Below are 11,735 nucleotides of genomic sequence, written 5' to 3' on the forward strand. Positions count from 1 at the left end.
GTGGTGCCGGCCGCAGGCCGGCACTCCGACACTGCCCGGCTGATCGATGCGGTAGGTACCGACCGTTGGTCGGTACGGGGCCTGCACGCGACCCAGCGTGCGGTCCAACCGGCGTTTACGACAACGTCCGCCCACCATCCACGCGCAGGGTGTGCCCGGTGACGAACGCGGCATCGGTGGCCAGCCAGTACACCGCCTCGGCGATCTCCTCCACCGTGCCGGTGCGTGCCAGCGGCGTGCGTGCCAGCAGCGCCTGCTGCGCGAAGTCATCCTTGCCCTGTTCCGGCCACAGGATCGCCCCGGGCGCGACCGCATTGACCCGGACCTTGGGCGCCAGCTCGAGCGCCAGCGAGCGGGTGACCATCTCCAGCGCTGCCTTGGCCGCTGCGTACACCGGGTGGTCGCGCATCGGCTGGGTGCCGTGCAGGTCGGTCAGGTTGACGATGCTGCCCTGCTGGCGGCGCAGGTGCGGCGCCGCGGCCTGGGCCAGCAGCAGGGGCGCGCGTGCGTTGACCGCGAACAGGTCGTCCCACTGCGCGGCGGTGATCTGGCCGAGCAGGGTCGGGTAGAAGTTCGAGGCGTTGTTGACCAGCGTGTCCAGCCGTCCGAACTGGGCCACGGTCTGGTCGACCAGGTCGGGCAGGGCCTCGGCATCGCGCAGATCGGCCTGCAGGGCCAGCACGCTGCCCGGGCGCAGCATGTCCATGTCGAAGGCCATCTGCTGCAGCTCGGCGGTCGAGGTGTGGGCGTGCAGCACCACCGACCAGCCACAGGCGTGGAACTGGCGGGCGATGGCCGCGCCGATCCGGCGCGCACTGCCGGTGATCAGCGCCACGGGCGCGGTATCGGTCATCGGGGGTACTCCCTGCTCAGGCTATGCTGTGCATTGTCACCGCAATCGCCCGCGCCATGCATTCCCCACTGCCCCTCCCCGAATCCGACGCCCTGGCCCACAGCGACGAGCTGGCTGCGGCGCTGCGCGCTGAAATCCTCGCCAACGGCGGCGCGATGCCGTTCTCCCGCTTCATGGAGTTGAGCCTGTACGCGCCCGGTTGGGGGTACTACAGCGCCGGCGCCAGCAAGTTCGGCGCGGCCGGCGACTTCACCACCTCGCCGGAAATCGGCGCGCTGTTCGCCGCGACCCTGGCCAACGCGATCGCCCCGGTGATGCAGCAGCTCGGCCCGGAAGCGCGGTTCATGGAAGTGGGGGGCGGCAGCGGCGCCTTCGCCGAAGTGCTGCTCAAGCGCATGCTGGAACTGGACGCGCTGCCTGAGCGCTACGCGATCCTGGAGCCCAGCGCGGACCTGCGCGAGCGCCAGCGCGAGCGCCTGGAGAAGGCGCTGATCCCGCCGGTATTCGCCCTGGTGGAATGGCTGGACCGCCCGTTTGATGACGACTGGGACGGCATGGTCTTCGCCAACGAAGTGATCGACGCGCTGCCGACGCCGCGCTTCCTCGCCCGCGACGGCATGGTCTATGAAGAAACCGTGGAGCTGGATGCCGACGGTGCCTTCGTGCGCGGCGCGCAGCCGGCCGATGCGATGCTCACGGCAGCGGTCCGCCACGTCGAGCATTACCGCGAGAAGCCCTTCGCCGATGGTTACCGCTCCGAACTGCTGCCGCAGCTGCCGTACTGGATCCAGGCGATCGCCGGCGGCCTGCAGCGCGGCGCGATGCTGTTCGTCGATTACGGCTACCCGCGCAACGAGTATTACCAGGACGACCGCGACGAGGGCACCGTGCGTGCGTTCTATCGCCACCACGTGCACAACGACCTGTACCGTTGGCCGGGCCTGCAGGACCTGACCGCGTCGGTGGATTTCACCGCGTTGGCCGAGTCGGGCACCGGCGCCGGTTTCGAGCTGGCCGGCTACTGCACCCAGGCCAGTTTCCTGCTCGGCAACGGGCTCGATGCGCTGCTGGAAAAGGCCGACGCGCGTACCGACGAGATCGGCCGCGTTCGGCTGCGCGACCAGGTGAAAAAGCTGACGCTGCCGACCGGGATGGGCGAGCGCTTCCAGGTGATGGGCTTCCAGCGTGATGTCGATTTCGAAGCCGCCTTCGAGCTCGGCGATCTGACCTGGCGCCTGTAAGGTGGCCGCGACCCAACTGCTGAAGCCGCTGCGCTGGCCGCGGGCATGGCTGGCGCTGTGGTGGCTGGCGGTGCTGGGCACTGTCGTGGTCTGCCTGATCCCGCCGCCGCCGATTCCGTTGCCGGAGAACAGCGACAAGGTCGAGCACTTCCTCGCGTATTTCCTGCTGGCCGCATCGGCCGTGCAGATCTACCAGCGCCGCGCGGCCCTGGTCTGGGCTGCGGTCGGTCTGGTCGCGCTGGGCATCGGCATCGAGTTCGCGCAGGGCGCTTTGACCGTCAACCGCATGGCCGATCCAATGGATGCGCTGGCCAACAGCGTCGGCGTGCTCGCCGGCATGGCGATCGTGTTCACGCCGCTGCGCGACCTGCTGCTTCGCCTGCGCGGGTGACGTCTGCGACGCAGGTGATGCATGACGGGTACTGCCACCCGGACGATGCATGACAGGTAGTGCCGGCCGCGGGCCGGCCACCCCGGCGCTGTCGGATTCATGAGGTGCCGGCCAGCGTTCGGCACTACCTCCTCCGGTTCGGTTGTGGCTGCGGCGTTACCGCGGCTGCAGCGTCATCTCATCCAGCACCCACATCGTCGGCCGGGTGTCGCCGGTGAAGCGCACGCACAGATTCTGCGTGCCCTTGAGCGAACGCGGCAGCGCCGCCTCCAGTGTGATGAACCCATCGGCACCCGGTGCGGCCGGCAGCGTCACGCTGGCCAGTGGCTTGCCATCGCACTGCCCGCCGAGGATGTCCATTTCCCCGTGTGCGCTGCGCTTGGGTGCGAAGCGACGGCTGGGCTCGTCGTGGGCCAGCTGGAAGTAATACGGGATCTGTCCGGCGCGGATGCGGACGCTGGCAATGCCGTCCACATCGGCATCCTTCCACAGCCAGCACGGGTTGAAGATGTCGACGTTGAAGATCGCACGCTCGCCGTCGGTCGGGCCATCATCTTCCAGGCGCAGCAGCAGCTGGCCTTCGCCCGGGCACTGCGCCAGATGCTCGTCGGTCCGCGACAGCAGCGAGGTGGCGGTGATATCGAAGCGGCTGGCGGCCTTGGCCAATGCCTGGCCGTTGAAGAACGTCGCGGCCTGCAACGCCACCGGCAGCGGCTGCTGCAGCGGGGCGGTATAGCGCGGCGACCGGGCGGTGACGGCACTACCATCCACGCTGTAGTGGATGTCGTAGCCGAGCGGAGTGCGCAGTGCGAGCGTCGCGGTGCCGGCAGCGCGATCGTCATGGCTGTCCAGTTCCACCTGGAACGGGGTCTGTGCATACGCGATGCCCATCGCCTGGTATCGCTGCAGCTGCGCCGGCAGGCGTGCCAGGAAATCGGCGTAATCACGACGCTCGCGCGGCGACCAGCCGGTCTCGGCCACGGCAGCCAGGCGCGGGAACAGGTTGTGCTGCAGGCGCGCGTAGCTGCGCGTGTGCTCGGTGAACATGTTGGCCTGCAGGCCGAGGATGTGGTGCTGCCTGTCCTTGGCCAGCGCGTCCGGCACCGGCTCGAAGCCGTACACGCGCGCCAGCGGAATCGTCGCCGGACGGCCCGGCGGCTCGTTCTCCGAGTTCGTCTGCAGGTAATCCATGTACATGTCGGTCACCGGCGACATCACCACGTCGTGACCTTCGCTGGCGGCCTTCAGGCCGCCTTCCGTGCCGCGCCACGACATCACCGTGGCTTCCGGCGGCAACCCGCCTTCGAGGATTTCGTCCCAGCCGATCAGGCGCCGGTCGTGTTGTTCCAGGAACGTTTCCAGGCGCTTGATGATGTGGCTCTGCATTTCCATCTCATCGCCGGCGCCCACCTCGCGCATGCGTGCCTGCACCCGCGCGGAAGCCTCCCACTGGTCCTTGACTGCTTCGTCGCCCCCCACGTGCACGTACCTGGCCGGGAACAACGCGATGACTTCTTCCAACACGTTCTCAAGGAATTCGAGGGTGCTGTCGTCGGTGTTGAACAGGTTGGGGAACACGCCCCATTCGCTCAGCGGCTTGAGCGGAGTGTCGATCGTGCCGAGCTCCGGATAGGCCGCGATCGCTGCGGTGGCATGGCCGGGCACGTCGATCTCGGGAATGACCTGGATATGGCGCGCGGCCGCATACGCGATCACCTCGCGGATCTGTTCCTGGGTGTAGAACCCGCAGTAGGGACGCTCGGCGCCGGTGACCGGATCGCGGCCACCGTCGCCGGCCGGAATGCGGCAGCTGCCGACGCCTGTCAGTTTCGGGTAGCGCTTGATCTCCATGCGCCAGCCCTGGTCATCGGTGAGATGCCAATGGAAGGTGTTGAGCTTCTGCCCGGCCATCGCATCGAGGACCTGCTTGATCTCGTCGAGGCTCTGGAAGTGGCGGGCCGAATCGAGCATCAGCCCGCGCCAGCTGAAACGGGGGGCATCATCGATGCGCAGCGCCGGAAGCTTGCCATCGCTGCCGCCGGTAAGCAGTTGCGAGAGCGTGGCTGCGCCGTAGAACAGGCCGGCCTCGGTGGCGGCCTGCACGGTCGCGCCGCGCGCGTCCGAACGCAGCTGGTAGCCTTCGGCACCGGTCTTGAGCGTGGCGTCGAGCACGAAGCGGATGCCGTCCTTGCCGCGTCCTTCGCCCACCGTTACCGCCGGGCCACCGCTGTCGCGCAGCAGGGTGGCGAACTGCGTGGCGACGCGCTGCGCGGCCTGACCCTGTGCACGGACCGGCGTGGCCGCCGTCACCGCGTAGCCGGCGCCGTCGAGGCGTTCGGCCTTCGCCGGCGCGGGGATCAGCATCAGCGAACCGGGCAGGGCCTTCGGGCCATCTGGTGCACGTGCGTCGGCGGCCTGGGCCAGCGGTGCGAGGGAGAGTGCCAGTGCGAAGGACAGCAGCGACAGCGAGGTACGACGGGTGCGGGTGTGCATCGGGTCATTCCTTTGTAGCGAATCGGGTTCCACCTGTGAAACGGGCCCGGAAATCCGGGCCCGTTTCAGGTGTGCAGCGTGTTACCGCGGCGATCAGTACTTGAAGCGGAAGTTCAGATAGTACTGGCGGCCGTTGGAGTAGAACGAGGTCGGGATCAGCGCGCTCTGGTAGTACTTGTAGGTCGGGTTGTTGAGGTTCAGGCCATCCAGGCTGATGCTCAGCCAGTCGGTCGCCTTGTAGCTCAGCGACGCCGACAGGGTGCCGAAGTCGTCCTGGTAGTACGGGTTGGTACCGGACAGGCTGATCAGGAACGAGGAACGGCGGGTGTAGCTGACGCGGGCGCCGAAGCGTTCGTTCTCGAAGTAGGCACCCACGTTGTAGGTGTTCTTCGAGGTGCCCAGCAGGTTGTTGGTGCCGTCGGCCCAGGTGTGGTTGGTCCTGCCATTGGCGTAGGTGTAGTTGGCATTGACGCCGAAGTACTCGCCGATCGGCTGCTCGTAGGCCACTTCCACGCCGGTGACCTGCCCATCGGCATTGATCGGGGTGGAGATGTCGTAGGTTTCAAGCTGGTTGGTCAGTTCGCTGAAGAGCTGGCGCTGGACCACGTCGAAGGCGATGTAGTCCTTCAGACGCATATGGTAGGCGCCCAGCGACAACAGACCGCGCGGCATGAAGTACCACTCCAGGTTGGCATCCAGGTTGCTGGACAGGGTCGGCTTCAGGTCGGGGTTGCCGCCACCGCCGGTCTTGTTCAGATCCGAACCCCACGAGGACGCACCCAGTGCCGAGTAGTCCGGCAGCGTCTGGGTCTGCGACGCGGCCACACGCAGCACCAGGTCATCGTCCAGATCGAACTTGATGTTGGCGCTCGGCAGCACGCGGTCGTGCTTGTTCTCGAAGGCCTGGCGCTGCCACATGCCGAACAGGCTGCGCACGTCGGCGCGGGCCGGATCGCTGACGGCCAGGTAGGTGTCGATGTCCTGCTTGATGTTGACGTAGCGCAGGCCGATGTTGCCGCTCCACCAGTCACCAGTGAAGTTGGCCTGCACATAACCGGCGAAGTTCTTTTCCTTCACCTTCCACTCGGCACCGTAGTTGTGGCGGCCGTCGGGACCGTCGTTGCCGGCCAGCCAGGTCGAGTTGTTGACGATGGCGTTCTGCAGCGCATCCGGGGTGTAGTACCAGATGTTGCGCGGGAAGCTGCCGCCCACGCTGCTGGCGAAGTTGCCCGGGTACTGCCCGGTGGCGCTGCCGCGCAGTGCGGACCAGATGTCGCCCGGGCTGGCGCCTTCCGGCGACAGGGCTTCACGTTCGTGGTCGGCGAAGCGCAGGCCGAAGTCGATCGAGCTCAGCGTGCCACCGTTGCTGAAGTACTGGTTGAAATCCAGCGACGCCCAGTCTTCCTTGTCCTCTGCCTTGACCAGCTGGTTGCCCCAGGTGCCGAAGCTGCTGACGCCTGCTTCGCTGAGGTCGCCACCGATGTTCCAGTCGACCGGAGAGCCGGCGCCGTGGCTGGCGTAAGACGCGCCGCCGCCCTGGCCGACGGTGACTTCGGCGATGAACTGGCGCGGGGTTTCGCCGGTGCCCTTGGTGGTGCCGGCCTGGAACTTCGCGTTGAGGTTGTCGTTGATCTGCCAGTCCGCGTCGAAGGTGACGTAGCTGCTCTTGGCGGTGGCCTCGCGGTAGATCATGTCGTACACGCCGTAGTTCGTACCGGGAACGCCGGTGTACGTCGCGTTGGTGATCACGCCATCCACCACGGTGTAACCCGGGTCCGGGGCCTGGGTGCGGCCGAAGCCGCTGCCGAACATCATGAAGTTGCGGTTGTAGTTGTTTGCTTCCAGTTCGGACGTGAAGCCGCTCAGGCCCAGGGTCAGCGTGTCGATCGGCTTCCACTGCACGGTGACCATGCCACCCTTGCGCTTGCGGGTCTGCTCGAACAGGGTCGAACCCAGCAGGCCGGGAATGGACAGCCCTTCCAGGTCCGGACGCGGCGCCTGCAGGAACTGGCCCGGATTGGCCGGATCGGGAATGCCGGCCACGACCGGATCGGTCGCCTTGAGCGCGAAGAAGCCGCCCGGGATTTCCTGCGCTTCACGGCGCAGTTCGCGCTCCTGGTAGAAGCCCTGCACCAGCACGCCGAAGGTGTTGGCGTCATTCTTGTAGTTGAACAGGGCCGAGTACTGCGGATCGGTCGAGTCGGCCTGGTCCGAGCGCACGGCGCCGATCGATGCTTCGGCCGTGAACTGCTTGGCGAACTGCAGCGGGGTACGGGTGATGATGTTGACGGTACCGGTGGTGCCGCCGTCCTGCAGCTTGGCCTGCGAGGACTTGTTCACTTCCACCGAGCTGACCAGCTCGGACGGCAGCAGCGAATAGCTGACGCTGCGGCCGACGTTGTTGCCCTGGCTGAGCACGAACCAGTCGGCCGAGCCGACGCTGTGGCCGTTGATGAGGGTCTGGGTCAGGCTCGGGCTGGTGCCGCGCAGGCTGACACGGTCGGCTTCATCGAAGCCGCCTTCATCGGCGCTGGACGAGCTGATGTTCACGCCGGGCACGCGCTGCAGGGTATCGGCGACGTTGTGCGCGGGCAGCTTGCCCACGTCTTCGGCGGTGACCACTTCCAGGCGCGCATTCGCTTCGCGCTTGGTATCGAGCGACTTCTCCATCGAACCGCGGATGCCGGTGACCTGGATGGTGTCCAGGTCGGTTGCGGCCGGCGTGGAGGCGGGGGCTTGCTGCGCGTGGGCGCTGAAGGCCAGGCAGCTGACGATGGCTGCGGAAAGCAGGGTCTTGCGGGTGTTCATGATGTCTCTCCTCATCACTCGATGGTCGCCGGCGACGGCGTCTGTTTGCTTGCGTCTGGTACGACTGTGCCGCGCGCCTGTTGTCCGGTGCGCCTTGGGTGCTACGTACTGCGTGGTGCGGTGTCCGCAGCGCCGATCCCGGCGCCGCGGCAGATCAGGTATCCGAGCGGCCGAGGTACCAGCTGGCGGCGCCGATGACGCCCAGCTGCCCGTGCTCGACCACCTTCACGGGAATGCGTTCCAGCGCCTCGCGCATCGGCCCCTTGTTGAGGTACCGCTCGACGAACGTGCTGTTCAACAGGAAGTCGCGGATCTGCGGCAGGATGCCGCCGGCCAGGTAGACACCGCCGGTGACGCCGTACTGCAGCGCCATGTCGCCGATCGTGCTGCCGAGCAGGCCGCAGAACACGTCCAGGCTCTGCCGCGCGAGCGGATCCTGGCCGGCCATCGCAGCGGCGGTGACCGCGTCGGGGGTGGTCAGTGTCGGCGCCTGGCCGTTCAACGCGCACAGGGCGCGATACAGATTCATCAGGCCGGGGCCGGACAGCGCCTGCTCGACCGAGACATGCGAGCGCTCGCGCAGCATCTGCCGCACGATCGCCATCTCCAGTTCGGTGGTGGTGGCCAGGGTCGGCTGGCCGGCTTCGGTGGCCAGGACCACCGCGCCATGTGCGGTCGGGATCCACACGGCCGCGCCGAGCCCGGTGCCCGGGCCGACCACCAGGGTCGGGCCGCGTGGGGCGGTGGCCGGGCCGGTCAGCTGGAGCACGCCGCTGGCATCGACCTGCGCGGCGGCATAGGCCACGGCCTCGAAGTCATTGACGATGTAGACCTGGTCCAGGCCGACCTCCCGCTCGATCTGCCGTGCCGACAGCGGCCAGGGCAGGTTGGCGGTGATCACCGTGCCGTCGTCGCGGGCATAGCCGGCGGTGGCGACCACGCAATGCGTCGGGCGCGGGCCATCGGCCAGGAAGTCGGACAGGATCGCGCTGAGGCCGGCGTAATCCGCATTGCGGAACTTGCGGTAGTCCAGCAGTTCGACCGGATGGGCCGGATCGGCACTGGCCTGGACCCGGCCAACCCGGACATGCGTACCACCCACGTCGGCGGCCAGGAACGGCGGCATCGCGGCGGGCGGGGCATGGGCCGGAACAGCGTGGGCGGCGTTGGTCACACGGACTCCATCGGTTGGGCGTGGCCAGGGCGGACCCGGCGATTGAGGCGGAGTCTGTAATCGTTCTGACAACGATGTCAACGATAACCTCAGACTTTCGATGTTGCGTCGCAACGTGGGTTTGCGCGCGAAAACGTTTTCATCACGGCGCCGTCATGTTTTTGCAAACTGCCGTGAATACGGGCTCCGCTCCGCCCGCCGCGAGTGCTGCCGCCAGATTGCGCAGGTGCAGCAAAGGAAAATGCGCGGGGGCGGCGTGAACCAGTTGTTGACAAACCCCGCGGCCGCAACGAATAAATGTGACAACGTTGTTCCCAGCCACTCTTCCGACGCCGCTCCGGCGCCGTCGATGCAGGAGCCTCCCTGATGTCTGCCGTGCCTGCTGCCTCCGCGCGTTCGAGCGTGCTCACCTCGATCCTGATCATCGGCGTGCTGTTCTTCCTGATCGGTTTCTTCACCTGGCTCAACGGCCCGTTGATCACCTTCGTCAAGCTCGCCTTCGAGCTGGACGAGGTCGGCGCCTTCCTGGTGCTGATGGTCTTCTACCTGTCGTATTTCTTCCTGGCGCTGCCGGCCTCGTGGATCCTCAAGCGCACCGGCATGAAGAAAGGCCTGAGCCTGAGCCTGCTGGTGATGGCGGCCGGCGCGGTGGTGTTCGCCCACTTCGCCCAGCAGCGCTGGTACCCGGGCGCGCTCAGCGGCCTGTTCATCATCGGCAGTGGGCTGGCCCTGCTGCAGACGGCGGTCAACCCGTACATCAGCATCCTCGGCCCGATCGAGACCGCCGCCCGGCGCATTGCGCTGATGGGCATCTGCAACAAGATCGCCGGGATGCTCGCCCCGGTGCTGATCGGCACGCTGGTGCTGCACGGCATCGGCGATCTGGATGCGCAGGTGAAGGTCGCCGACGCCGCCGCCAAAACGGTGCTGCTCAACGATTTCGCGGCCAAGATCCAACTGCCCTACATGGCCATGGCCGGGCTGCTGGTGGTGCTGGCGGTGGGCGTGCTGTTCTCGCCGCTGCCCGAATTGAAGACCTCCGAAGCCAACGCCACGCCGGCCCGCGCGCCGGGGGTGGCCGAGCGCACCAGCATCTTCCAGTTCCCGCACCTGTGGCTGGGCGTGCTGTGCCTGTTCGTCTATGTCGGCGTGGAAGTGATGGCCGGTGATGCGATCGGTACCTACGGACATAGCTTCAACCTGCCGCTGGACCAGACCAAGATGTTCACCTCGATCACCCTGGGGGCAATGCTGATCGGCTATCTCGCCGGTCTGGCGCTGATCCCGCACCTGGTCTCGCAGTCGCGCTACCTGAGCATTTCCGCCGTGCTGGGCGTGCTGTTCTGCATCGGCGCGCTGCTGACCCACGGCTATGTCTCGGTGGGCTTCGTGGCCGCGCTGGGCTTTGCCAACGCGATGATGTGGCCGGCGATCTTCCCGCTGGCGATCCGCGGCCTGGGCCGTTTCACCGAGACCGGTTCGGCCCTGCTGGTGATGGCCATCGCCGGTGGCGCGATCATTCCCCAGCTGTTTGCCGTGCTCAAGCAGCACTTCGACTTCCAGTGGGTGTTCGCCGGCCTGATGGTGCCCTGCTACCTGTACATCCTGTTCTATTCGATGCGCGGCCACCGCGTCGGGCTGTCCCGCGACGGGCAGTGATCGGCGATCATGGACGCTCAACCGGTCAGCCAGGGAAAAACGATGCGCAGAGCGACCATCAAGGATGTCGCCGAACGGGCCAAGGTATCGCTGAAGACGGTCTCGCGGGTCATCAACAACGAGCCTTCGGTGATGCAGGCCACCCGGGCGCGCGTGCTGCGTGCGATCGCCGAGCTGGACTACGAGCCGGATCCGGCGGCGCGCAATCTGCGCACCGGCACTACCCTGGTGGTCGGGCTGGTCTATGACAACCCGAACCCGTACCACATCATCGGCGTGCAGAACGGCGTGCTCGCCGCGTGCCGGGAGACCGGTTTCGGCCTGCAGATCCATCCCTGCGATTCCAGCTCCCCGATGCTGGCCGAGGAACTGGCCGACTGGGTGCAGCGCTCGCGCCTGGCCGGGCTGGTGCTGACCGCGCCGATGTCCGAGCGCAAGGACCTGGTGGCCGCGCTCACCGCACGCGGGATCAAACTGGTGCGCATCATCGCCGCCACCGCCGATCCGCAGGATGGCGCCTGCGTGTTCGTCGACGACCGCGAGGCCGCCTATGAAATCACCGAGCACCTGATCCAGCTCGGCCATCAGCGCATCGGTTTCCTCTGGGGTGGCAGCTCGCACCGTTCCAGCGGCGAGCGCTATGCCGGCTACGAAGCCGCGCTGCGCGATTACGGCATGACCATCGACAAGCACCTGGTGGTGCAGGGCGATTACACCTTCGATGACGGCTTCCGTGGTGCGCGCCGCCTGCTGGCGCTGCGCGAACCGCCCACCGCGATCTTCGGCTCCAACGATGAGATCGCCGCCGGCGTGCTGGCGGCGGCCAAGTCCACCGGCATGAACGTGCCCTACGACCTTTCGATCGCCGGCTTCGAGGACAGCCCGTTCTCGCGGCAGTCCTGGCCGCCGTTGACCACGGCCAAGCAGGCCACCGAGGACATCGCCCGGCATGCCGCACGCCTGCTGATCGCGCAGCTGCGCAGCGATGCCTACGACGACGCACCGCTGCAGCTGCAGAACCAGGGCTTCGTACCGCAGCTGGTGGTACGTGGTTCCACCGCGCCGATGCGCCCGCAGGGTGCACGGCTTCCTTCTCCTGAAACGACCTGAGTTCCC

8 protein-coding genes are annotated in these 11,735 nt (G+C 67.1%); 4 read left to right on the forward strand and 4 right to left on the reverse strand.

Features of this window, described 5'->3' with window-relative positions; genetic code table 11:
• Positions 1-115: 115 nt before the first annotated feature.
• Positions 116-853, reverse strand: a complete 738-nt coding sequence (locus tag ABE473_RS10005) for a pteridine reductase (RefSeq protein WP_176988186.1) — start codon at positions 851-853, stop codon at positions 116-118.
• Between the two features lie 56 nt (positions 854-909).
• Between ABE473_RS10005 and ABE473_RS10010 the strand changes: the two genes are divergently transcribed.
• Positions 910-2,094 carry a class I SAM-dependent methyltransferase gene (locus ABE473_RS10010; protein WP_241696369.1) on the forward strand — a complete coding sequence of 395 codons (1,185 nt, stop codon included), beginning with the start codon at positions 910-912 and terminating at the stop codon, positions 2,092-2,094.
• 1 nt (position 2,095) lies between these two features.
• On the forward strand, positions 2,096-2,485 hold the full coding sequence (locus ABE473_RS10015; protein ID WP_346489359.1) for a VanZ family protein: 390 nt from the start codon (positions 2,096-2,098) through the stop codon (positions 2,483-2,485).
• Positions 2,486-2,641: 156 nt separating this feature from the next.
• Here the strand turns inward: ABE473_RS10015 and ABE473_RS10020 are convergent, their stop codons facing one another.
• From ABE473_RS10020 to ABE473_RS10030, 3 genes are all read right to left on the reverse strand, one after another.
• The gene (locus ABE473_RS10020; protein ID WP_346489360.1) at positions 2,642-4,978 is read right to left on the reverse strand and encodes a family 20 glycosylhydrolase; all 2,337 of its coding nucleotides are present in this window, start codon (positions 4,976-4,978) and stop codon (positions 2,642-2,644) included.
• Positions 4,979-5,071: 93 nt separating this feature from the next.
• A complete protein-coding gene (locus ABE473_RS10025; RefSeq protein ID WP_346489361.1) occupies positions 5,072-7,786 on the reverse strand; it encodes a TonB-dependent receptor in 2,715 nt (904 codons plus the stop codon).
• Positions 7,787-7,940: 154 nt separating this feature from the next.
• Positions 7,941-8,912: a glucokinase family protein gene (locus ABE473_RS10030; RefSeq protein WP_346489373.1), complete on the reverse strand. Its 972-nt coding sequence runs from the start codon at positions 8,910-8,912 to the stop codon at positions 7,941-7,943.
• A 414-nt stretch (positions 8,913-9,326) separates the two neighbouring features.
• On the opposite strand from ABE473_RS10030, the gene ABE473_RS10035 reads away from it, so the two are divergent.
• Together ABE473_RS10035 and ABE473_RS10040 are read left to right on the forward strand one after the other, a co-directional pair.
• On the forward strand, positions 9,327-10,619 hold the full coding sequence (locus ABE473_RS10035; protein ID WP_179460054.1) for a sugar MFS transporter: 1,293 nt from the start codon (positions 9,327-9,329) through the stop codon (positions 10,617-10,619).
• A gap of 42 nt (positions 10,620-10,661) precedes the next feature.
• Positions 10,662-11,729, forward strand: coding sequence for a LacI family DNA-binding transcriptional regulator (locus ABE473_RS10040; protein ID WP_179460055.1), 1,068 nt, complete (start codon positions 10,662-10,664; stop codon positions 11,727-11,729).
• Positions 11,730-11,735 lie beyond the last annotated feature (6 nt).

This window comes from Stenotrophomonas sp. TWI700, assembly GCF_039673645.1.
Taxonomy (GTDB): domain Bacteria; phylum Pseudomonadota; class Gammaproteobacteria; order Xanthomonadales; family Xanthomonadaceae; genus Stenotrophomonas; species Stenotrophomonas maltophilia_AA.